The 22,953-nt window shown below is 51.0% G+C and carries 15 protein-coding genes, 1 tRNA gene and 2 rRNA genes; 11 read left to right on the forward strand and 7 right to left on the reverse strand.

Annotated elements, in window-relative coordinates:
* Positions 1-5 precede the first annotated feature (5 nt).
* From mnmG to asnC, 3 genes are all read right to left on the reverse strand, one after another.
* Entirely contained in the window at positions 6-1,895 is a 1,890-nt protein-coding gene (mnmG, locus tag AC0IWZ_RS21215) for a tRNA uridine-5-carboxymethylaminomethyl(34) synthesis enzyme MnmG (protein ID WP_034499884.1), read from the reverse strand.
* A 372-nt stretch (positions 1,896-2,267) separates the two neighbouring features.
* Positions 2,268-2,717, reverse strand: coding sequence for an FMN-binding protein MioC (gene mioC, locus AC0IWZ_RS21220; protein ID WP_034499885.1), 450 nt, complete (start codon positions 2,715-2,717; stop codon positions 2,268-2,270).
* Between the two features lie 89 nt (positions 2,718-2,806).
* Entirely contained in the window at positions 2,807-3,265 is a 459-nt protein-coding gene (asnC, locus tag AC0IWZ_RS21225) for a transcriptional regulator AsnC (RefSeq protein WP_034499887.1), read from the reverse strand.
* Positions 3,266-3,420: 155 nt separating this feature from the next.
* On the opposite strand from asnC, the gene asnA reads away from it, so the two are divergent.
* Positions 3,421-4,413, forward strand: a complete 993-nt coding sequence (gene asnA / locus AC0IWZ_RS21230) for an aspartate--ammonia ligase (protein ID WP_034499889.1) — start codon at positions 3,421-3,423, stop codon at positions 4,411-4,413.
* Between the two features lie 3 nt (positions 4,414-4,416).
* Here asnA and viaA read toward each other — a convergent pair whose 3' ends face one another.
* Positions 4,417-5,868, reverse strand: coding sequence for an ATPase RavA stimulator ViaA (gene viaA, locus AC0IWZ_RS21235; protein WP_471678531.1), 1,452 nt, complete (start codon positions 5,866-5,868; stop codon positions 4,417-4,419).
* Positions 5,868-7,361: an ATPase RavA gene (gene ravA, locus AC0IWZ_RS21240; RefSeq protein WP_471678530.1), complete on the reverse strand. Its 1,494-nt coding sequence runs from the start codon at positions 7,359-7,361 to the stop codon at positions 5,868-5,870. The genes viaA and ravA overlap by 1 nt, the downstream gene beginning before the upstream one ends.
* 225 nt (positions 7,362-7,586) lie before the next feature.
* Between ravA and kup the strand changes: the two genes are divergently transcribed.
* The 7 genes from kup to rbsR all read left to right on the forward strand — a co-directional run bounded on the left by kup (position 7,587) and on the right by rbsR (position 15,465).
* A complete protein-coding gene (gene kup / locus AC0IWZ_RS21245) occupies positions 7,587-9,455 on the forward strand; it encodes a low affinity potassium transporter Kup (RefSeq protein WP_115631711.1) in 1,869 nt (622 codons plus the stop codon).
* A gap of 193 nt (positions 9,456-9,648) precedes the next feature.
* Positions 9,649-10,068 (forward strand): D-ribose pyranase, encoded by a 420-nt coding sequence (rbsD, locus tag AC0IWZ_RS21250; protein ID WP_115631710.1) that lies wholly within the window; start codon positions 9,649-9,651, stop codon positions 10,066-10,068.
* 7 nt (positions 10,069-10,075) lie between these two features.
* Positions 10,076-11,590 (forward strand): ribose ABC transporter ATP-binding protein RbsA, encoded by a 1,515-nt coding sequence (rbsA, locus tag AC0IWZ_RS21255; protein ID WP_471678529.1) that lies wholly within the window; start codon positions 10,076-10,078, stop codon positions 11,588-11,590.
* The gene (gene rbsC / locus AC0IWZ_RS21260) at positions 11,587-12,552 is read left to right on the forward strand and encodes a ribose ABC transporter permease (RefSeq protein ID WP_034499898.1); all 966 of its coding nucleotides are present in this window, start codon (positions 11,587-11,589) and stop codon (positions 12,550-12,552) included. Before rbsA ends, rbsC begins: the two co-directional genes overlap by 4 nt.
* A 28-nt stretch (positions 12,553-12,580) precedes the next feature.
* Positions 12,581-13,468 carry a ribose ABC transporter substrate-binding protein RbsB gene (rbsB, locus tag AC0IWZ_RS21265; RefSeq protein ID WP_034460716.1) on the forward strand — a complete coding sequence of 296 codons (888 nt, stop codon included), beginning with the start codon at positions 12,581-12,583 and terminating at the stop codon, positions 13,466-13,468.
* Positions 13,469-13,540: 72 nt separating this feature from the next.
* Positions 13,541-14,470, forward strand: coding sequence for a ribokinase (rbsK, locus tag AC0IWZ_RS21270; RefSeq protein ID WP_471678528.1), 930 nt, complete (start codon positions 13,541-13,543; stop codon positions 14,468-14,470).
* Positions 14,471-14,472: 2 nt separating this feature from the next.
* A complete protein-coding gene (gene rbsR, locus AC0IWZ_RS21275; RefSeq protein WP_471678527.1) occupies positions 14,473-15,465 on the forward strand; it encodes a ribose operon transcriptional repressor RbsR in 993 nt (330 codons plus the stop codon).
* Here rbsR and mdtD read toward each other — a convergent pair.
* Together mdtD and AC0IWZ_RS21285 are read right to left on the reverse strand one after the other, a co-directional pair.
* Positions 15,462-16,844 (reverse strand): multidrug transporter subunit MdtD, encoded by a 1,383-nt coding sequence (mdtD, locus tag AC0IWZ_RS21280; RefSeq protein WP_034499906.1) that lies wholly within the window; start codon positions 16,842-16,844, stop codon positions 15,462-15,464. The two genes, rbsR and mdtD, sit on opposite strands and share 4 nt — an antisense overlap.
* 42 nt (positions 16,845-16,886) lie before the next feature.
* Positions 16,887-17,585: a FadR/GntR family transcriptional regulator gene (locus tag AC0IWZ_RS21285; RefSeq protein ID WP_471678526.1), complete on the reverse strand. Its 699-nt coding sequence runs from the start codon at positions 17,583-17,585 to the stop codon at positions 16,887-16,889.
* Between the two features lie 499 nt (positions 17,586-18,084).
* On the opposite strand from AC0IWZ_RS21285, the gene AC0IWZ_RS21290 reads away from it, so the two are divergent.
* From AC0IWZ_RS21290 to AC0IWZ_RS21300, 3 genes are all read left to right on the forward strand, one after another.
* Positions 18,085-19,624 (forward strand): 16S ribosomal RNA (locus AC0IWZ_RS21290).
* A gap of 90 nt (positions 19,625-19,714) precedes the next feature.
* Positions 19,715-19,790 (forward strand) — tRNA-Glu (locus tag AC0IWZ_RS21295).
* A 217-nt stretch (positions 19,791-20,007) separates the two neighbouring features.
* A 23S ribosomal RNA gene (locus AC0IWZ_RS21300) occupies positions 20,008-22,916 on the forward strand.
* Together the 16S and 23S rRNA genes with 1 tRNA gene alongside form the textbook arrangement of a ribosomal RNA operon.
* Positions 22,917-22,953: the final 37 nt, after the last annotated feature.

The raw sequence follows: 22,953 nt of genomic DNA on the forward strand, positions 1-22,953 counted from the left end.
TTATATCAAGCGCTACGACGCAGCAGACCTTGCTTTTTTAACCAGACAAGCAAGATTGAAATTGCTGCCGGAGTCACACCGGAAATGCGCGATGCCTGCCCGATCGAAACCGGTTTGTGATCGTTAAGCTTGGCAATCACTTCGTTAGAAAGCCCGCTGACCTGATGGTAATCCAGCGTTGCAGGCAACAACGTATTCTCGTTACGTTGCTGTTTTTCAATCTCTTCTTGCTGACGCGCAATGTAGCCTTCGTATTTAACCTGAATTTCCACCTGCTCCGCAGATTGTGGATCCTCAAGTCCTGGCGCAAACACCGACAATTGCATCATTTCAGCATAGGTCATTTCTGGGCGACGCAGCAGATCTTCGCCATTTGCTTCACGAGACAACGGTGCGCTGAGTTTTGCATTCACTTCTTCGACGCTCTCAGAATGCGGATGTAGCCAGATGTCTTTCAGACGCTGGCGCTCAAGCTCAATGCTTTCGAGCTTCTCGTTAAAGCGTGCCCAGCGAGCATCGTCCACCAGCCCCATTTCGCGGCCAGCTGCAGTTAAGCGCAGATCGGCGTTGTCTTCACGCAGCATCAGGCGGTATTCAGCACGAGAGGTAAACATGCGGTACGGTTCTTTGGTGCCAAGAGTGCAAAGATCGTCAACCAGTACGCCCAGATAAGCCTGATCGCGACGAGGTGCCCAGCCCTCTTTCTCAGCAGAGAAACGAGCGGCATTCAGACCTGCCAGCAAACCTTGTGCAGCAGCTTCTTCGTAACCGGTGGTGCCGTTAATTTGTCCGGCAAAGAACAGACCCTGGATATATTTACTTTCCAGAGTTGGCTTGAGGTCACGAGGATCGAAGAAATCATATTCGATGGCGTAGCCTGGACGAACGATCTTCGCATTTTCCATCCCTTCCATCGACCGGACAATTTGCATCTGAACGTCAAACGGCAGGCTGGTCGAGATGCCGTTTGGATAGATTTCATTGCTGGTTAAGCCTTCAGGCTCAAGGAAGATCTGATGCTGGTTACGGTCGGCAAAACGCATCACTTTGTCTTCGATAGACGGGCAATAACGTGGGCCAATGCCTTCGATAACACCGGCATACATCGGGCTGCGATCGAGATTATTACGAATAACGTCATGCGTTTTTTCGTTGGTGTGCGTGATGTAACACGGTACTTGCGCAGGGTGTTGGTTCACATTTCCCATGAACGAGAACACCGGCATTGGGTTATCCCCATGCTGCTGGGCAAGTACGCTGAAATCTATGGTGCGAGCGTCAATACGAGGTGGAGTACCGGTTTTTAGACGGCTGACACGCAGTGGCAGTTCTCGCAGACGGCGAGACAGGGAGATGGACGGCGGATCGCCTGCACGGCCACCGCTGTAGTTATCCAGCCCGATATGAATTTTGCCATCCAGGAATGTCCCGACAGTCAGAACCACGGACTTGGCACGGAACTTCAGCCCCATCTGGGTGACAGCACCCACAACGCGATCGTTCTCGACAATCAGATCTTCAACCGCCTGTTGGAAGATCATCAGGTTCGGTTGGTTTTCCAGTGCAGTGCGCACAGCCTGCCGATACAGCACGCGGTCAGCCTGAGCACGAGTGGCCCGTACGGCTGGCCCTTTGCTGGCGTTTAGTATCCTAAACTGGATACCGGCATGGTCGATAGCTTTGGCCATCAAACCACCGAGTGCGTCCACTTCTTTAACCAGATGTCCCTTGCCAATACCGCCGATTGCCGGGTTACAAGACATCTGTCCCAGAGTGTCGATATTGTGTGTCAAAAGAAGGGTTTGTTGGCCCATCCGTGCAGCGGCCATTGCAGCCTCAGTGCCTGCATGACCCCCGCCAATGATGATGACGTCAAAAGGATCTGGATAAAACATGGTACTGCCTCGCGGTTTTGCAAATGGGGATGACTGATTCCCGGGGTTGGCGATTCTAACTTAACTTTAGCCTTTCGAGAAAGTCTTGGGATCGTCGGTAATTAAAAGAAGATCTTTTTTATTTAAAGATCTCTTTATTATGATCTCTTATTAGGATCGGCATGTTCTGTGGATAACCGTTTTTATGGTAAAGAGATCAAGTGATTAAGGAGGATCATTAGCTGTGAATGATCGGTGATCCCAGAACGTATAAGCTGGGATCAAAAGTGGAAGTTATGCACAACTCAAAAAGTGAACAGGAGTTGTTATTGGGATAACTACTGCTTAACCCAAGGTTTTAAGCATACTTATACACAGATAAAAGTCAGATCTTTACAAATCCTGGAGTAAATTCTTCCATGATCCGACCCAAATCTCGGCTGGATCTTCCGGAATGTCGTGATCAAGGATGTTCACTTTCAATAAAGAGCCCACTCTTTTAGCGCCGCATTCAGTCAGAAGGGTGTCCAATTTTTCAATTGCACCGCAAAAGGTGTCGTATTCACGACTGCCAATACCGACTGCACCATAATGAACAGCACTGAGATCCGGGCGTTGTTCATTTATAGTGTCAAAAAGCGGTTGCAGGTTGTCAGGAAGATCCCCGGCACCATGAGTAGAAGATACGATCAGCCATATTCCGCTGGTTTCTAGTTCTTCAAACTGTGGCCCGTGAAGCGTCTGGGTAGAAAAACCCGCTTCATCTAACTTCTCAGCTAAATGTTCAGCGACATATTCGGCACTGCCCAGGGTACTTCCGCTAATCAGAGTAATGTCTGTCATTGCTGCCCACCTTTTCGAAACGATGGGCATTGTACGCTGTGTAAGGCCTGCGATCTACCTGTGGATAATATGGGTATTAAAATTAGCGGCTAAGGCTTGATGGTACGCATGATCGGGTTCTGGAGGGAGATCAGTGTTTCGGTGGACTGAATTTCATCAATTGTTTGGATCTTGTTGATAAGTACCTGCTGCAGCGCATCGATAGATCGACACATTACCTTAATAAAGATGCTGTAGTGGCCGGTGGTGTAATACGCCTCGGTGACTTCTTCCAGACTTTCGAGTTTTGCCAGCGCAGACGGGTAGTCTTTAGCGCTCTTCAGAATAATGCCGATAAAGCAGCAAACATCGTAGCCCAACTGTTTAGGGCTGATATCAATGCGTGCTCCGGTAATAATTCCCGCCTGCTTCATCTTCTCTACGCGCACATGAATTGTGCCAGGACTCACGCCAAATTGTTTTGCCAGTTCGGCGTAAGCCGTACGTGCATTTGCCATTAAAGCGTCAAGGATGCCGCGATCGAGATTGTCGATCTGATAATTATCCATCACTTTTTCCTATGATTAGTAACGATTGTTCATCTTTTATAGCCTTAAATTCGTCGATTAAAAACAGTAAAGGCTTTTTTATTGTTGATTATTGAATATTGTGTCGTTTTTGTTGCTTAATCATAGTCAGTAAACAACACAATAAAGAGAAAACCATGAAAACTGCCTACATCGCTAAACAACGCCAGATTAGTTTTGTTAAGTCGCATTTCTCCCGTCAGCTGGAAGAAAAGCTTGGTCTGATGGAAGTCCAGGCTCCAATTCTTAGCCGCGTGGGTGATGGTACTCAGGACAATCTGTCTGGTTGTGAAAAAGCGGTGCAGGTGAAGGTGAAAACCTTGCCTGATGCTCAGTTTGAAGTGGTGCATTCGCTGGCTAAATGGAAAAGAAAAACACTCGGCCAGCACGACTTCAGCGCGGGCGAAGGGCTTTACACGCACATGAAAGCCCTGCGCCCCGATGAAGACCGTTTGACCCCGATCCACTCTGTGTATGTCGATCAGTGGGATTGGGAGCGTGTAATGGGTGATGGAGAGCGCCATCTTGGTACGCTCAAGCAAACTGTAGAAAGCATCTGGGCGGCGATGAAAGCTACGGAAGCCGCAGTGAGCGAGCAGTACGCTTTGACGCCTTTCCTGCCTGAACAAATCCACTTCGTTCATAGCGAAGAACTCCAGGCTCGTTTCCCGGACCTGGATGCAAAAGGACGTGAACGTGCCATCGCTAAAGAGCTGGGTGCGGTGTTCCTGATTGGTATTGGCGGTAAGCTGGCTGACGGTAAACGTCACGATGTTCGTGCGCCAGATTATGATGACTGGTCAACGGTCAGTCAGGGTGATTTTAAAGGCCTGAACGGCGATATTATGGTGTGGAACCCGATTCTGGAAGATGCCTTTGAGCTTTCTTCTATGGGGATCCGTGTTGATGCACAAGCATTGCAACATCAGTTGGCAACTACCGGTGATGAAGATCGTCTGCAACTTGAGTGGCACCAGTCACTGCTGAAAGGCGAAATGCCGCAAACCATCGGCGGCGGCATTGGTCAGTCTCGTTTAGTGATGTTGATGTTGCAACAGCCGCATATTGGCCAGGTTCAGTGCGGCGTATGGCCATCTGAACTTCACGCTAAAGTTGATTCACTATTGTAATTATTAACGCCGCCAGCGACGCAGCAGGCGGCTACGCATCCCGGTATCGAAGCGCCAGATATGGTCAAAAATGCGCATGATGCCGGGTTTTCCGTGTCCGGACATGGCGACGGCGTGGAAACGATGCAGGTGCTTGCGCTGTAGATCTTTAACCTGCGTCACGACATCATCTGGCAGACGTTGAGCAATAAAGTCAGAAATCACCACTGCATCGGCGTCAAACCATTCACTTCCCTGCATTTTTTCAGCGATCGCACGAAAACAACTGGCCAGATCGGTACCGCCGCGAAAGCGCTGGCTCAGGAAACGGATCGCCTGTTCGATGCCATCTCGCCCGCACACTTCATAGCGCACCACTTCGCTGGAAAACAGCATGATGAAACAGCGGCGGTTATCCGCAAGTGCGACTCGCATTAACGCCAGGCAGAAGGCTTTGGCACACTGTTCATTGAATCCGCCCATGGAACCGGATGTATCGACGCAGACAATAAATGGCCCGCGCGGTTGTTCATCGAAATCCTGATGCACGACCGGGCGTTCAACCACTTTTTCGCGCCATGAATCGCCATGCAGCCGGTAAGTCAGCAATTGCTTTTCCACCAGCCGGCGGTAGAACTCAAATTCCAGTTCGCTAATGCCAAGCGTTGCCAGTTCTGGCGGCAACAAGCGCAGGATGTCATCGCTGCGCTGAAGGCCATCAACCTGTTCTGGTACGGTTGCAGGCTCGCGGACCAGCATGCGCCAGGTTTCGGTCGGCGCATCTTTTCTGGGTACGGCTTTCGCTTCTTTTGAACGCCCAAGTTGCTCTGCAATTTTCAGCAGTTCAGGCTGACTGGCAAGGAAATCGCCGTATTGCACGATGAGCTGATAATCCCCGCGTTTAAGCGAACCGGCGCTCATGTCCCAAAGCCGCCCGGCAGCGTTATCACTATCGACAAGAACCGGTTCGAGTTGGCCGCTTAACGCCAGGCGCTGCTGAACTTCGGCCAGCAATTGATCACGTTCATCTTCGAGTAATTGCTGATTCAGGGAGGTAGTCTGCACGACCAGACTCAATCGCCAGCGTTGCAGGAATAGCGTTTGTTGTGCCGCTGTCAGGCGAGGCGTGTCCGCCACCAGCTTTTGTGCTTGCGCAAAAAAGGGTGAATCAACGCTTTCCAGCAAGCGTAAAATTTCCGGCAGTTTTGCAGATAACTGGCTGGTGGTGAGCAACTGACTTTCTTGATAACACTGTACTTCCCGGGCTAACTCTTGCGGGACGTTGGTATCGTGCAGACGGGATTTCAGCAGCTCGCGCCAGCGAGGGATATCTTTGGTCACCGCGTTTTTCATCCGCGGAAATTTCTCAAAGAACAGCGCCAGCTGCGGTGCTGCCAAAAGCGCGATAATGACGCTTTCTATTAATTCACCCTCGCTGATCGCGAGGATGACATCAAGAGCTTCAACGCTGAGCATTAATGCCGCGCCTGTTTAATTTGTTCGGCCACATCCTGCAGGCTGGCTTCAATCTTTCCGAGCCATTCGTTGTGGATAAACAGGCATTTTTGCTGATCGTTAAAACGCTCATGTTGCTGATGGAGGGTCTCTTCAAGAGAGTCAAATTGCTGTTTGATCTCTTCAGGTACCCCTTGCTGTTGTTTACCCGGCATCATCAGGCGTGTGCCTTGCAAGCTGATATCGCGCAATACCAGATGTTGGCTACTATCAACTTCCATATTCAGCACTTGGGCAAAACCAATACCGTTGAGTTTGCCGCGTAACTCGCCTCCTTTTATTAGCCATTGCGCACAGGCTTCACGAGAAACAGAGACGTGGAGAACTTCGATATCATGGAGTTTCAGCGGTTGCTGGAGCAGCAATGTCAGCGTTTCGCCAGTCAGATAGTCAGGCAGTTGGTACTGTGGACGACGAGTAAACATTCCACCTTGTTTGGTCACCGTAATAGCTTCACGGTCACTGTGCTGCTGTTGTAATTGAATCCTGCGCTGCACGATAACTGCTAATTGACTGAGCATGGAATTTTGTTGCCAGGCGTGTCCGGTCATCAATATTTCCAGCTGTTGCTGCATCAAATTCATCGCAGCGGTGTCATGCCACAGACAATCTTTCAGAAGGATTAAATCAATTGGTGCGACAGCATTTCGGCCGCTAAAGAAGGCGCTGGCTTGCAGCAGACGAATAGCTTTCTTCCAGCGACGGTCAGAAACATAAGGTGCACCCGACGCGTTCTCTAACTGCTGGCGTAAAGTGAAAATCAGTTCAAAGACAGCATCTGGCAACAAAACAGAGCCGATCTCTTTCTGCCACTGAAAATACTCTTCGTCAGAAACTTGCAGGTTTTCCGGCACCGGATTGTCGTTTTCATCATGCTGACTGGTGAGCATGGATCTGAAATTACCTTTGTCCTGCACTTTATCGAGCCACAGGCGAATCAGCATTCGGTCATACAAGGCTTCCAGGCTGCTGTCGGCTTCGGGGAGTTCGTTGGATGCAGCCACCAGCAAACGCATGGGGATTTTCTCTTCGCTGGCGCCATTGCGGAACCGGCGTTCATTTATGGCGGTCAGCAGAGTGTTCAAAATCGCAGGGCCAGCTTTCCAGATTTCATCGAGAAACACGATTTCCGCTTCTGGTAAATAACCGGCGGTCAGGCGTTCATAGCGTCCTTCATCTTTTAGCGCCTGAATGGATAATGGCCCAAACACCTCTTCCGGCGTGGAAAAGCGAGTCATCAGGTACTCAAAGGCGCGTGCCTTCTGGAATGCGAACTTCAAACGGCGGGCAATCAAACTCTTGGCGATTCCAGGCGGGCCAAGCAAGAAAACACTTTCGCCGCTCAATGCTGCCAGCAGGCAAAGACGCACCGCGTGTTGGCGTTCAAACAACCCTTTTTCCAGTGCCTGGCTAAGCCGTGAAATTCTTTCAGCCAATAAATGTGATTGAGCCATAATTAGCATTGCATCCTTACGCGGTTACCAGAGTTCAGAAAATCGAGTATATCGTTCATCTATATTATCGTTAATGGATTGATGAGCGGCTCTTTTTTCCCTGACATAAGTTAAGCCTGTTGTATTTAGGGATACGATTTCCTTGATTATCGTGCATACTGTGCGCCTTTTTGTGGGCCAAGGGACTAAGCACACGCTTTCGGGATTCCAACAAAAGATTAGTCTATGAGCGCTGATAATAAACAATCATTGCCTGCGATTACGCTGGCTGCAATTGGGGTGGTATACGGTGATATCGGTACTAGCCCGCTTTATACCCTTCGTGAATGTCTGTCTGGTCAATTTGGGTTTGGCGTAGAACGCGACGCCGTATTTGGCTTTTTGTCTCTGATTTTCTGGCTGTTAATCTTAGTCGTCTCGGTTAAGTATCTGACCTTTGTTATGCGTGCGGATAACGCTGGCGAAGGGGGTATTTTGACGCTGATGTCTTTGGCTGGGCGTCATACCTCGGCGAAAATGACTTCTGTGCTGGTGATCATGGGATTGATCGGCGGCAGCTTCTTCTATGGCGAGGTGGTCATTACTCCGGCAATATCGGTTATGTCGGCCATCGAAGGGCTTGAGATAGCTGCCCCGCAACTCGATGCCTATATTGTCCCGCTGTCGATAGTGGTCCTGACGCTGCTGTTTATGATTCAAAAACACGGCACGGGTATGGTGGGCAAGCTGTTTGCTCCCGTCATGATGCTTTGGTTCCTGGTGCTGGCCGTGTTGGGCGCGCGCAGTATTATGGCCAACCCGGAAGTGCTTCAGGCGCTGAATCCGGCGTGGGCTGTGCACTTCTTCCTGGAATATAAAACCGTTTCATTCTTCGCACTCGGCGCGGTCGTTCTTTCTATTACGGGTGTTGAAGCGCTGTATGCCGATATGGGCCACTTCGGTAAATTGCCTATTCGTATTGCATGGTTTTCCGTCGTGTTGCCGTCTCTGGTGCTGAATTATTTCGGCCAGGGCGCACTGCTGCTCAAAACGCCGGAAGCGATTAAGAACCCATTCTTCTTACTGGCTCCAGACTGGGCGCTGATCCCGCTGATGATTCTGGCAACGCTTGCCACGGTTATCGCCTCTCAGGCCGTGATTTCCGGTGTGTTCTCGTTGACTCGCCAGGCTGTACGTCTGGGATATCTGTCGCCAATGCGCATCATTCATACCTCGGAAATGGAGTCCGGGCAGATATATGTGCCAGCAATTAACTGGCTCCTCTATATCTCCGTGGTGATTGTGATTGTGAGCTTCGAGCACTCCAGCAACCTGGCGGCGGCGTACGGTATCGCGGTAACGGGTACGATGGTCCTGACGTCCATTCTTTGTTGTACTGTCGCGACCAAAAACTGGCACTGGAACAAAGTTGCTGTGTTGCTGATGGGTTTTGCATTCTTGTGCATCGACATTCCGCTGTTCTCTGCGAACGTTGTGAAAATCTTCTCGGGCGGTTGGTTGCCACTTTGCCTGGCGCTGGTGATGTTTATCATTATGACGACCTGGAAAAGCGAGCGTTTCCGCCTGCTGCGTCGTATGCATGAGCACGGAAATTCACTGGAAGCGATGATTGCCTCCCTGGAAAAATCACCGCCAGTACGTGTTCCGGGCACCGCTGTTTATATGTCCCGTGCGCTGAACGTGATTCCTTTTGCGATGCTTCACAACCTAAAGCACAACAAAGTGCTGCATGAGCGCGTGGTACTGCTGACGCTGAGAACTGAAGATGCGCCGTACGTTCATAATGTACGTCGTGTTTCTATCGAACAGCTTTCGCCAACCTTCTGGCGCGTAGTCGCAAGCTATGGCTGGCGCGAAACGCCAAACGTGGAAGAGGTGTTCCATCGTTGTGGCCTGGAAGGGTTAAGTTGTCGAATGATGGAGACATCATTCTTTATGTCGCATGAGTCACTGATCATCGGTAAACGCCCGTGGTATCTGAGACTGCGCGGCAAACTGTTCCTCGCACTGCAACGCAACGCCTTGCGCGCACCTGACCAATTCGAAATCCCGCCAAATCGGGTTATCGAGTTAGGAACCCAGGTCGAGATTTAATCCCAACGCCTCTTCAATCGAAGGGGCGTTTTTTTGTCTTTTTGATTGTGCGCGCTCTCATTTCTTCCCTTTTGAAACAGAACAGCGAAACGTTTCGATGGCGATCACATTTTCGTCACGCGCTGGTTGTTTTCCCATCACTACATTCCCTACACTTTACCTCAGCGAAACGTTTCGCTAGTGGAGTAAGAAAATGAAGAAAGGCACTGTTCTCAACGCTGATATCTCGTCTGTTATTTCTCGTCTTGGCCACACCGACACGCTGGTGATTGCCGATGCCGGGTTGCCCATTCCACGCAATACACCGCGTATAGATTTGGCACTGACTCACGGCGTACCGGGTTTTATGCAGGTCGTTGAAGTCGTAACACAAGAGATGCAGGTTGAAGCTGCCGTCTTAGCTTCGGAAATTAAACAACATAATCCCCAACTCCACGAAACGTTGCTTAGTTACATCGAGCAACTGCAACAACACCAGGGAAACACCATTTCTATTCGTTACATTAGTCACGAGCAGTTCAAGCAACACACCGCTGAAAGCCAGGCGGTTATTCGCAGCGGGGAGTGTTCCCCGTATGCGAATATCATTCTCTGTGCTGGCGTAACTTTCTGAGGCCGGCATGGAACCGTTACTGCAATTAAAAGGGATCGATAAATCGTTCCCAGGCGTGAAAGCCCTTTCTGGGGCGGCGTTGAATGTATACGCCGGGCGCGTGATGGCGCTGGTGGGTGAAAACGGCGCAGGCAAATCCACCATGATGAAAGTGCTGACTGGCATTTATCAGCGTGATGCGGGTTCGCTGTTGTGGCTTGGCAAAGAAACCACGTTCAATGGCCCGAAATCCTCACAGGAAGCGGGCATCGGTATTATTCACCAGGAACTCAACCTGATTCCGCAGTTAAGCATTGCGGAAAACATCTTCCTTGGCCGTGAGTTCGTTAACCGTTTCGGCAAAATCGACTGGAAAACGATGTATGCCGAAGCAGACAAGTTGCTGGCCAAACTCAACCTGCGCTTTAACAGCCAAAAGCTGGTGGGTGATTTGTCGATCGGCGATCAGCAGATGGTCGAAATCGCCAAGGTTCTGAGCTTTGAGTCGAAAGTCATTGTGATGGATGAGCCAACCGATGCTTTGACCGATACCGAAACCGACTCTTTATTCCGCGTGATCCGCGAGCTGAAAGCTCAGGGGCGCGGCATCGTTTATATCTCGCACCGTATGAAGGAAATCTTCGAGATTTGCGACGACGTGACCGTGTTCCGCGATGGGCAGTTTATTGCCGAGCGTGAAGTGGTGACGCTGACCGAAGATACGCTTATCGAAATGATGGTCGGGCGCAAACTTGAAGACCAATATCCTCGTCTGGATAAGCAACCCGGTGAAATCCTGCTGCGCGTCGATAACCTCTCCGGGCCTGGCGTGCATGACGTGAGTTTCAACTTGCGCAAAGGCGAGATCCTCGGCGTTGCCGGTTTGATGGGCGCGGGTCGCACTGAATTAATGAAAGTGCTGTATGGCGCATTGCCGCGTACCGGCGGCTATGTTGCGCTTGATGGTCGTGAAGTGGTGACGCGCTCACCGCAAGATGGCCTGGCAAACGGCATCGTTTATATCTCTGAAGACCGTAAACGTGACGGGCTGGTGCTCGGCATGTCGGTAAAAGAGAACATGTCGCTGACCGCGCTGCGCTATTTCAGCCATAACGTGGGTAGCCTGCGGCACAAAGATGAACAGCAAGCGGTGCAGGATTTCATCCGTTTGTTCAACGTGAAAACCCCGTCGATGGAACAACCGATTGGCCTGCTTTCTGGCGGTAATCAGCAAAAAGTGGCGATTGCCCGTGGCCTGATGACGCGCCCGAAAGTGTTGATTCTTGATGAGCCAACACGCGGCGTTGACGTGGGGGCGAAAAAAGAAATTTATCAGTTAATCAATCAGTTCAAAGCCGATGGGTTAAGCATCATTCTCGTTTCGTCAGAAATGCCGGAAGTCCTCGGTATGAGTGACCGAATTATGGTGATGCATGAAGGGCATCCTGGTGGGGAATTTACCCGTGAAGAAGCGACCCAGGAAATATTGATGGCGGCGGCCGTCGGCAAGTTAAATCGCGTGAATCAGGAGTCTGTAAAATGAGTACCCAGTCTATTCCGACCCGTCGCTGGTTCACCAAAGCGTGGCTGTTAGAGCAAAAATCACTGATTGCACTGCTGGTGTTGATCGCAGTTGTATCGAGCCTTAGCCCGAACTTTTTCACCGTCAATAACCTTTTCAATATCCTGCAACAAACCTCTGTGAACGCCATTATGGCGGTCGGGATGACGCTGGTTATTCTGACTTCGGGAATCGACCTGTCCGTCGGTTCTTTACTGGCGCTGACCGGAGCGGTAGCAGCCTCGATTGTTGGCTTAGAAGTGAATGCGCTGGTGGCGGTTGCCGGGGCGCTGGCACTTGGGGCGGCAATCGGTGCTGTGACTGGCGTGATTGTCGCGAAAGGGCGAGTGCAGGCGTTTATCGCAACACTGGTGATGATGCTCCTTCTGCGCGGCGTGACCATGGTTTACACCAACGGTAGCCCGGTTAACACGGGTTTCTCCGATAACGCCGATGTGTTTGGCTGGTTTGGTATTGGCCGTCCGCTGGGGATCCCTACTCCGGTGTGGATTATGGGCGTGGTCTTCCTGGCTGCGTGGTACATGCTGCACCACACTCGTCTGGGTCGTTATATCTATGCGCTGGGCGGTAACGAAGCGGCGACGCGTCTGTCCGGTATTAGCGTTAACAAAGTTAAAATTATCGTTTATTCACTTTGCGGTCTGCTGGCGTCTTTGGCCGGGATCATCGAAGTGGCACGTCTTTCTTCTGCGCAACCGACGGCAGGTACTGGCTATGAGCTGGATGCCATCGCTGCGGTAGTGCTTGGCGGCACCAGCCTTGCTGGTGGGAAAGGGCGAATCGTTGGAACGCTGATCGGTGCGCTGATCTTAGGCTTTCTGAATAACGGACTGAATTTATTAGGTGTTTCTTCTTATTACCAGATGATCGTCAAAGCAGTGGTTATTTTACTGGCGGTGCTGGTGGACAACAAAAAGCAGTAACAATCATAACCCTACAGGACATCTGACTATGAATATGAAAAAGCTGGCTACTCTGGTTTCTGCTGTTGCACTGAGTGCCACCGTAAGTGCAAACGCGATGGCCAAAGACACCATCGCGCTGGTTGTATCCACGCTGAATAACCCATTCTTCGTATCCCTGAAAGACGGCGCGCAGAAAGAAGCCGACAAACTGGGCTACAACCTGATTGTTCTGGATTCGCAAAACAACCCGGCGAAAGAGCTGGCGAACGTGCAGGATCTGACAGTTCGTGGCACCAAGCTGATGCTTATCAACCCAACTGATTCCGATGCTGTCGGCAATGCGGTGAAAATGGCGAACCAGGCTAAAATCCCTGTAATTACGCTCGACCGTATGGCAAACCAGGGCACCGTAGTGAGTCACATCGCTTCTGATAACGTTGCCGGTGGTAAAATGGCGGGTGACTTCATCGCTAAGAAACTGGGTGAAGGCGCGAAAGTTATCGAACTGCAAGGTATCGCCGGTGCATCTGCTGCGCGTGAACGTGGTGAAGGCTTCAAACAAGCGACTGCTGCACACAAATTTACCGTTCTGGCGAGCCAGCCTGCTGACTTCGACCGTACTAAAGGCCTGAACGTCATGCAGAACTTGCTGACTGCCCATCCTGACGTGCAGGCGGTATTTGCTCAGAACGACGAAATGGCACTGGGTGCTCTGCGTGCACTGCAAACTGCGGGTAAATCTGACGTTCTGGTGGTTGGTTTCGACGGCACTGCTGACGGCGTGAAAGCAGTTGAAAGCGGTAAGTTGGGCGCGACGGTTGCCCAGATGGCTGACCAAATTGGCGTTATTGGTGTAGAAACCGCAGACAAAGTATTGAAAGGCGAAAAAGTCGACTCCAAAATCCCGGTTGACCTGAAGCTGGTTACTAAATAAGACAACAATAGAAAAGCAGGGCACCGCGCCACTCCAGAACTGGGGTGGCGCAATTAACTGGACTGATAAAAAATGAAAACTAAAGGCAAGCTCGTTGTCCTTGGCAGCATTAACGCTGACCATATCCTTAACCTCGAACATTTTCCGACGCCAGGTGAAACCGTTACCGGGCAAGAGTATCAGGTCGCGTTCGGTGGAAAAGGGGCCAACCAGGCAGTTGCTGCCGGGCGCAGCGGTGCGGATATTGCCTTTATCGCCTGTGTGGGTGACGACGACACCGGCAGCCGCGTTAGTAAACAATTGGCTAGTGATAACATCGATACTTCCCCGATTAGCACAATTAAAGATGCCGCAACGGGTGTGGCGCTGATCTTCGTGAATAGTGCGGGAGAAAACGTGATTGGTATTCACGCTGGGGCGAACGCAGCATTAACGCCAACGCTTGTGGCAGAACAGAATAAAAAAATTGCAGAAGCTTCGGCACTTTTAATGCAGCTTGAGTCGCCGCTGGAAAGCGTGCTGGCTGCGGCGAAAATTGCGCATCAGAACCAAACTAAAGTCGTGCTCAACCCTGCACCAGCTTGTGAATTATCAGACGAGATGCTCGCGCTGGTGGACATGATCACGCCAAATGAAACCGAAGCGGAAAAACTGACAGGTGTGCGCGTCGAAAATGATGACGATGCGGCGGTTGCAGCTCAGGCGCTGCATGCGAAAGGTATTGAAACCGTCATTATTACGCTCGGCAGCCGTGGCGTTTGGCTGAGTGAAAACGGTAAAGGCCAGCGTGTTCCGGGTTTTAAGGTGAAAGCTGTGGATACCATCGCTGCGGGCGATACCTTTAATGGCGCATTGGTTACTGCATTGCTGGAAGATAAGCCGATGAATGAGGCAATTCGTTTTGCTCATGCCGCCGCTGCAATTGCCGTAACACGTAAAGGTGCGCAGCCTTCGGTGCCGTGGCGTCACGAAATCGACGAGTTTTTGCAACCGCAAGGATAATCATGGCCACCATGAAAGACGTCGCGAAAATGGCCGGGGTTTCGACTTCTACCGTTTCGCACGTCATTAATAACGACCGCTTTGTGAGTGATGCCGTTCGCGCAAAGGTCGATGCGGCAATCAAGACTCTTAACTATGCACCCTCTGCACTGGCGCGTAGTCTCAAGCTTAACCAAACACACACTATTGGCATGTTAATCACCGCCAGTAGTAACCCGTTTTATTCTGAACTGGTGCGTGGTGTTGAACGCAGTTGTTTTGAGCGCGGTTATAGCCTGGTGTTATGTAATACCGAAGGCGACGAGCAGCGAATGAATCGCAACCTGGAAACGCTGCTGCAAAAGCGCGTCGATGGTCTTCTTCTTTTATGTACCGAAACTCATCTCCCTTCGCCCGCGATTATGAGTCGCTATCCTTCTATTCCTACGGTGATGATGGACTGGTCTCCTTTTGAGGGCGAAAGCGACGTCATTCAGGATAACTCTTTGCTGGGCGGCGACACGGCAACGCAACATCTCATTGATAAAGGTTATACCCGGATCGCCTGCATTACTGGCCCGCAAGATAAAACGCCAGCGCGCTTACGCCTTGAAGGCTATCGCAACGCGATGAACCGGGCAGGGCTTACGATTCATGAAGGTTATGAAATCATCGGTGACTTTGAGTTTCAGGGCGGTTTCACCGCGATGAACTCGCTGCTTGCGCTGGAGCAACCGCCACATGCCGTATTTACTGGCAATGATGCCATGGCGGTTGGGGCGTATCAGGCTTTGTACCAGGCGGGGTTGAAGGTTCCGCAGGATATGGCGGTTGTGGGTTACGATGATATCGAACTGGCGCGATATATGACGCCACCGTTAACGACCATTCATCAGCCTAAAGATGAGCTGGGTGAGTTGGCCGTTGATGTATTGATACATCGAATGGCGCAACCCACCCTTGAACAGCAGCGTCTATTTTTGACGCCAGAGCTGGTGGAGCGCGGTTCCGTTTAACGCTTGATCATATTGCGCCCGTCTTTAGGGCGTAATAGTAAGAACACCAGAGCGGAAACCAACGTCACTGCACCCATCGTCAGGAAGGTGTAGTGGAACTGCTCAACGGTATTAATGCTCTCTACTCCTTCATACAAACGAAGTACCGCCGCACTTACCGCTACGCCAAGACTGATCGCCAACTGTTGCGTTACGGCCAGCACACTGTTGCCGCTACTGGCGTTTTCATCGGTGAGGTCGGCGAGCGTAATCGTATTCATTGCCGTGAACTGCGTAGACATCGCCATCCCCAGAATAAACAGCGGCAAAATTAGCATCCACACTTCCATTCCAGGCGACTGCAATGAGAATTGCCCAATCAGTAAACCGATCACCAGCGTGACACCGACTAACGTTTTTCTATAGCCAAGACGACGTAATACCTGAGTTACGGTCGATTTTGCCAGTAACGAGCCAATGGCGGTTGGAGCCATCATGCATCCGGCAATCAAGGCAGAATAACCAAAACCGACTTGTAGCATTAAAGGCATCAGGAAGGGTACGCAGCCGGTACCCAGCCGCGAAGCAAGATTGCCGATGATCCCTATAGAGAAAGTTCTGGTGCGAAACATCGGCAAAGCGATCAGCGGTGTCGGGTGGCGACGAGCGTGCCAGATATACGCTGCCAGCAGAGCAAGCCCACTTAATATCGTCAGAATACCGATGTAACTGGCAACAATGCGTTCGCCGAATAACTCCATCCCGCTAGAAATGCATACCAGACTCAAGCCAAATAAAAGAAAGCCTGTCATATCAAAGCCGCGTCGTGGAGTCGTGAAGTTTGGCATGTACTTGCGGGCGTAGATAAGGCCAAGAATTCCGATAGGTATATTAATGAGGAAAATCCAATGCCAGCTCGCCCACGTAACTAAAACGCCGCCGAGCAATGGGCCGAGGATTGGGCCAACAAGCCCTGGCATGGTGACGAAGTTTAATACGGGCAGCAATTCGCTACGTGGATAGGCGCGTAATAATGCTAAGCGCGCGACCGGCATCATCATTGCCCCGCCGATTCCCTGAATCACACGAAACACGACTAATTCACCCAGCGAGTTGGACATCGCGCAGGCAAACGAGCCGAGAGTGAAGAGGGAAACGGCGAACATAAACACGCGACGTGTACCGAAGCGGTCAGCAAGCCAGCCGCTGACAGGGATCAGCATCGCAACGGTTAAGGTGTAACTGATAATCGCGGATTGCATTGCCAGCGGCGAACGCCCAAGGCTATGAGCTATTGCGGGTAATGCAGTATTGAGAATAGTGGCATCCAGCGCCTGCATGAAGAATGCCATCGCCGCTATCCACGGTAACCCGGCCATACTGCGAGCTGTTTTGGTCATTTTTATCCTGATGTTTTAACGCATCCAGGAGAAGGCGAGTCTTTACCCTTGAGCGAACGGTTCTTTCAACAGTGTCTGACCAGCGATTAACGCGGCCTGGCTGTCGCCCTGGGTAATGGCATCAACGATTGCCTGGTGCAAGTCGAGCTTAATAACTTCGTTATTAGTTATTGCGGTGAAGTAATTGTAATAAATAGAACGGAATAAGTTAGCGAAAGAACAAAGGAAGGGGTTACCACTCATTGCATAGATTTGCTCATGGTACGCCATATCGACTTCTATCCAGCGTTGACGGTCAAATTCACCCTTTAGCTTTACCATCTCAGCCATCATTTCATTAAGGGTGGCTTTCTCTTCTTCACTGCCATTTATTGCGGCCATTGCACAGGCTTGTGGTTCCAGGCTATTACGCATAACAAGGAAGTAATCCACCACGTCATTAAAGTTCTCTTCTGTCATCCACCAGGTTAGCAGTTCCTTATCAAGGAAATTCCAGTGGCTGCGAGGCATAACGCGAGTCCCGATGCGCGGGCGTGGTAAAACCATCCCTTTCGCGGTTAATGTCTTTACTGCTTCTCGTACAGCCGTGCGACTCACACCGAAGAGTTCACCCAGTTCGATTTCACCGGGCAAAATACTGCCCGCTTCATACTCACCTCTGAGAATGCCTTGTGCTAGTTTCTCCGCCAGAACATAGGAAAGGTTCTTTTGCGCCGCGAGTTGTTGTGCAGATAGAGACATGAATGCAGTTCCTTTAGCTTTGTTTCTTTTATTAGTATGCCACCAGGTCTGCTTTTCTGATGCTTAAAACAGCAAATATCCCGTGTTCCGCGGCTTTTACAGTGTTTTTGGCGAAAAAAAAGACGCTTGGTAATTTATTTGCAATAAACACTTGTCAGCTCCCGGAAAATCCCTATACTGCGCCTCCACTGACACGGCACAACGGCTTACAAACCGGCCCGTCAGCCAGATGAAAAGCGAAAATAAACGCTTGACTCTGAAAGAGGAAAGCGTAATATACGCCACCTCGAGTTAGCAAGCGAAAGCGCGTAACTCACTGCTCTTTAACAATTTATCAGACAATCTGTGTGGGCACTCGCAGGATTGATATCTCAGATGCCTTCGGGTATCAAAAAAATATCAAGTCTTGAAGAGTGACCAAGCAGTAATTCATTTAGTTGAATTATTACGAAAGTTAATTTTTGAGCACCGCTTCACGAGTTGAAGCAAATCAAGCTTTTAATTGAAGAGTTTGATCATGGCTCAGATTGAACGCTGGCGGCAGGCCTAACACATGCAAGTCGAGCGGTAGCACAGGGAGCTTGCTCCTGGGTGACGAGCGGCGGACGGGTGAGTAATGTCTGGGAAACTGCCTGATGGAGGGGGATAACTACTGGAAACGGTAGCTAATACCGCATAACGTCTTCGGACCAAAGAGGGGGACCTTCGGGCCTCTTGCCATCAGATGTGCCCAGATGGGATTAGCTAGTAGGTGAGGTAATGGCTCACCTAGGCGACGATCCCTAGCTGGTCTGAGAGGATGACCAGCCACACTGGAACTGAGACACGGTCCAGACTCCTACGGGAGGCAGCAGTGGGGAATATTGCACAATGGGCGCAAGCCTGATGCAGCCATGCCGCGTGTATGAAGAAGGCCTTCGGGTTGTAAAGTACTTTCAGCGAGGAGGAAGGCATTGTGGTTAATAACCGCAGTGATTGACGTTACTCGCAGAAGAAGCACCGGCTAACTCCGTGCCAGCAGCCGCGGTAATACGGAGGGTGCAAGCGTTAATCGGAATTACTGGGCGTAAAGCGCACGCAGGCGGTCTGTCAAGTCGGATGTGAAATCCCCGGGCTCAACCTGGGAACTGCATTCGAAACTGGCAGGCTAGAGTCTTGTAGAGGGGGGTAGAATTCCAGGTGTAGCGGTGAAATGCGTAGAGATCTGGAGGAATACCGGTGGCGAAGGCGGCCCCCTGGACAAAGACTGACGCTCAGGTGCGAAAGCGTGGGGAGCAAACAGGATTAGATACCCTGGTAGTCCACGCCGTAAACGATGTCGACTTGGAGGTTGTTCCCTTGAGGAGTGGCTTCCGGAGCTAACGCGTTAAGTCGACCGCCTGGGGAGTACGGCCGCAAGGTTAAAACTCAAATGAATTGACGGGGGCCCGCACAAGCGGTGGAGCATGTGGTTTAATTCGATGCAACGCGAAGAACCTTACCTACTCTTGACATCCACGGAATTCGGCAGAGATGCCTTAGTGCCTTCGGGAACCGTGAGACAGGTGCTGCATGGCTGTCGTCAGCTCGTGTTGTGAAATGTTGGGTTAAGTCCCGCAACGAGCGCAACCCTTATCCTTTGTTGCCAGCGGTTCGGCCGGGAACTCAAAGGAGACTGCCAGTGATAAACTGGAGGAAGGTGGGGATGACGTCAAGTCATCATGGCCCTTACGAGTAGGGCTACACACGTGCTACAATGGCGCATACAAAGAGAAGCGACCTCGCGAGAGCAAGCGGACCTCATAAAGTGCGTCGTAGTCCGGATCGGAGTCTGCAACTCGACTCCGTGAAGTCGGAATCGCTAGTAATCGTAGATCAGAATGCTACGGTGAATACGTTCCCGGGCCTTGTACACACCGCCCGTCACACCATGGGAGTGGGTTGCAAAAGAAGTAGGTAGCTTAACCTTCGGGAGGGCGCTTACCACTTTGTGATTCATGACTGGGGTGAAGTCGTAACAAGGTAACCGTAGGGGAACCTGCGGTTGGATCACCTCCTTACCTGAAAGATACGAACTTGCGTAGTGCTCACACAGATTGTCTGATAGAAGTAAATGAGCAAAAAGCGATATCCTGCAAAGGATCATTCGTGTCCCCATCGTCTAGAGGCCCAGGACACTGCCCTTTCACGGCTGTAACAGGGGTTCGAATCCCCTTGGGGACGCCATCTTCGATAATGATGTGAAAGACATTATCAATAAATATCTCAAAACTGACTTTCGAGTCACGTTTGAGATATTGCTCTTTAAAAATCCGGAACAAGCTGAAAATTGAAACGACACACTGTTTCCTTTCTCCGTAATAAGAAAGGAAGTGAAGTGTGTTCGAGTCTCTCAAATTTTCACAACATCGATTGTGTCTCACGAGACACCTTCGGGTTGTGAGGTTAAGCGACTAAGCGTACACGGTGGATGCCCTGGCAGTCAGAGGCGATGAAGGACGTGCTAATCTGCGATAAGCGTCGGTAAGGTGATATGAACCGTTATAACCGACGATTTCCGAATGGGGAAACCCAGTGCAATTCGTTGCACTATCGTTAAGTGAATACATAGCTTAACGAAGCGAACCGGGGGAACTGAAACATCTAAGTACCCCGAGGAAAAGAAATCAACCGAGATTCCCCCAGTAGCGGCGAGCGAACGGGGAGCAGCCCAGAGTCTGAATCAGTTTGTGTATTAGTGGAAGCGTCTGGAAAGTCGCAGGGTACAGGGTGATACTCCCGTACACAAAAATGCACATGCTGTGAACTCGAAGAGTAGGGCGGGACACGTGGTATCCTGTCTGAATATGGGGGGACCATCCTCCAAGGCTAAATACTCCTGACTGACCGATAGTGAACCAGTACCGTGAGGGAAAGGCGAAAAGAACCCCGGCGAGGGGAGTGAAACAGAACCTGAAACCGTGTACGTACAAGCAGTGGGAGCCTCTTTTATGGGGTGACTGCGTACCTTTTGTATAATGGGTCAGCGACTTATATTCTGTAGCAAGGTTAACCGTATAGGGGAGCCGCAGGGAAACCGAGTCTTAACTGGGCGTTAAGTTGCAGGGTATAGACCCGAAACCCGGTGATCTAGCCATGGGCAGGTTGAAGGTTGGGTAACACTAACTGGAGGACCGAACCGACTAATGTTGAAAAATTAGCGGATGACTTGTGGCTGGGGGTGAAAGGCCAATCAAACCGGGAGATAGCTGGTTCTCCCCGAAAGCTATTTAGGTAGCGCCTCGTGAACTCATCTTCGGGGGTAGAGCACTGTTTCGGCTAGGGGGCCATCCCGGCTTACCAACCCGATGCAAACTACGAATACCGAAGAATGTTATCACGGGAGACACACGGCGGGTGCTAACGTCCGTCGTGAAGAGGGAAACAACCCAGACCGCCAGCTAAGGTCCCAAAGTCATGGTTAAGTGGGAAACGATGTGGGAAGGCACAGACAGCCAGGATGTTGGCTTAGAAGCAGCCATCATTTAAAGAAAGCGTAATAGCTCACTGGTCGAGTCGGCCTGCGCGGAAGATGTAACGGGGCTAAACCATGCACCGAAGCTGCGGCAGCGACGCTTATGCGTTGTTGGGTAGGGGAGCGTTCTGTAAGCCGTTGAAGCTGGACTGTGAGGTCTGGTGGAGGTATCAGAAGTGCGAATGCTGACATAAGTAACGATAAAGCGGGTGAAAAACCCGCTCGCCGGAAGACCAAGGGTTCCTGTCCAACGTTAATCGGGGCAGGGTGAGTCGACCCCTAAGGCGAGGCCGAAAGGCGTAGTCGATGGGAAACAGGTTAATATTCCTGTACTCGGTGTTACTGCGAAGGGGGGACGGAGAGGGCTATGTTAGCCGGGCGACGGTTGTCCCGGTTTAAGCATGTAGGCGGAGAGTTTAGGTAAATCCGGACTCTTATCTAACGCTGAGGTGTGATGACGAGGCACTACGGTGCTGAAGTAACAAATGCCGCACTTCCAGGAAAAGCCTCTAAGCATCAGGTAACAACGAATCGTACCCCAAACCGACACAGGTGGTCAGGTAGAGAATACCAAGGCGCTTGAGAGAACTCGGGTGAAGGAACTAGGCAAAATGGTGCCGTAACTTCGGGAGAAGGCACGCTGTCGGTAGGTGAAGTCCCTCGCGGATGGAGCTGAAGGCAGTCGAAGATACCAGCTGGCTGCAACTGTTTATTAAAAACACAGCACTGTGCAAACACGAAAGTGGACGTATACGGTGTGACGCCTGCCCGGTGCCGGAAGGTTAATTGATGGGGTTAAGCGCAAGCTGAAGCTCTTGATCGAAGCCCCGGTAAACGGCGGCCGTAACTATAACGGTCCTAAGGTAGCGAAATTCCTTGTCGGGTAAGTTCCGACCTGCACGAATGGCGTAATGATGGCCAGGCTGTCTCCACCCGAGACTCAGTGAAATTGAAATCGCTGTGAAGATGCAGTGTACCCGCGGCAAGACGGAAAGACCCCGTGAACCTTTACTATAGCTTGACACTGAACATTGAGCCTTGATGTGTAGGATAGGTGGGAGGCTTTGAAGTGTGGACGCCAGTCTGCATGGAGCCAACCTTGAAATACCACCCTTTAATGTTTGATGTTCTAACGTAGACCCGTGATCCGGGTTGCGGACAGTGTCTGGTGGGTAGTTTGACTGGGGCGGTCTCCTCCTAAAGCGTAACGGAGGAGCACGAAGGTTAGCTAATCACGGTCGGACATCGTGAGGTTAGTGCAAAGGCATAAGCTAGCTTGACTGCGAGAGTGACGGCTCGAGCAGGTGCGAAAGCAGGTCTTAGTGATCCGGTGGTTCTGAATGGAAGGGCCATCGCTCAACGGATAAAAGGTACTCCGGGGATAACAGGCTGATACCGCCCAAGAGTTCATATCGACGGCGGTGTTTGGCACCTCGATGTCGGCTCATCACATCCTGGGGCTGAAGTAGGTCCCAAGGGTATGGCTGTTCGCCATTTAAAGTGGTACGCGAGCTGGGTTTAGAACGTCGTGAGACAGTTCGGTCCCTATCTGCCGTGGGCGCTGGAGAATTGAGGGGGGCTGCTCCTAGTACGAGAGGACCGGAGTGGACGCATCACTGGTGTTCGGGTTGTCATGCCAATGGCATTGCCCGGTAGCTAAATGCGGAAAAGATAAGCGCTGAAAGCATCTAAGCGCGAAACTTGCCCCGAGATGAGTTCTCCCTGACCCTTTAAGGGTCCTGAAGGAACGTTGAAGACTACGACGTTGATAGGCTGGGTGTGTAAGCGTAGCGATACGTTGAGCTAACCAGTACTAATGATCCGTGAGGCTTAACCTTACAACACCGAAGGTGTTTTGGTTGAGAGACTAGAATA

The organism is Buttiauxella sp. AC142, from assembly GCF_979253435.1.

Coding starts and splice junctions, on each gene's coding strand:
- mnmG (WP_034499884.1), bottom strand. CDS start 1,895: ATGTTTTATCCAGATCCTTTTGACGTCATCATCATTGGCGGGGGTCAT.
- mioC (WP_034499885.1), bottom strand. CDS start 2,717: ATGACAGACATTACTCTGATTAGCGGAAGTACCCTGGGCAGTGCCGAA.
- asnC (WP_034499887.1), bottom strand. CDS start 3,265: ATGGATAATTATCAGATCGACAATCTCGATCGCGGCATCCTTGACGCT.
- asnA (WP_034499889.1), top strand. CDS start 3,421: ATGAAAACTGCCTACATCGCTAAACAACGCCAGATTAGTTTTGTTAAG.
- viaA (WP_471678531.1), bottom strand. CDS start 5,868: ATGCTCAGCGTTGAAGCTCTTGATGTCATCCTCGCGATCAGCGAGGGT.
- ravA (WP_471678530.1), bottom strand. CDS start 7,361: ATGGCTCAATCACATTTATTGGCTGAAAGAATTTCACGGCTTAGCCAG.
- kup (WP_115631711.1), top strand. CDS start 7,587: ATGAGCGCTGATAATAAACAATCATTGCCTGCGATTACGCTGGCTGCA.
- rbsD (WP_115631710.1), top strand. CDS start 9,649: ATGAAGAAAGGCACTGTTCTCAACGCTGATATCTCGTCTGTTATTTCT.
- rbsA (WP_471678529.1), top strand. CDS start 10,076: ATGGAACCGTTACTGCAATTAAAAGGGATCGATAAATCGTTCCCAGGC.
- rbsC (WP_034499898.1), top strand. CDS start 11,587: ATGAGTACCCAGTCTATTCCGACCCGTCGCTGGTTCACCAAAGCGTGG.
- rbsB (WP_034460716.1), top strand. CDS start 12,581: ATGAATATGAAAAAGCTGGCTACTCTGGTTTCTGCTGTTGCACTGAGT.
- rbsK (WP_471678528.1), top strand. CDS start 13,541: ATGAAAACTAAAGGCAAGCTCGTTGTCCTTGGCAGCATTAACGCTGAC.
- rbsR (WP_471678527.1), top strand. CDS start 14,473: ATGGCCACCATGAAAGACGTCGCGAAAATGGCCGGGGTTTCGACTTCT.
- mdtD (WP_034499906.1), bottom strand. CDS start 16,844: ATGACCAAAACAGCTCGCAGTATGGCCGGGTTACCGTGGATAGCGGCG.
- AC0IWZ_RS21285 (WP_471678526.1), bottom strand. CDS start 17,585: ATGTCTCTATCTGCACAACAACTCGCGGCGCAAAAGAACCTTTCCTAT.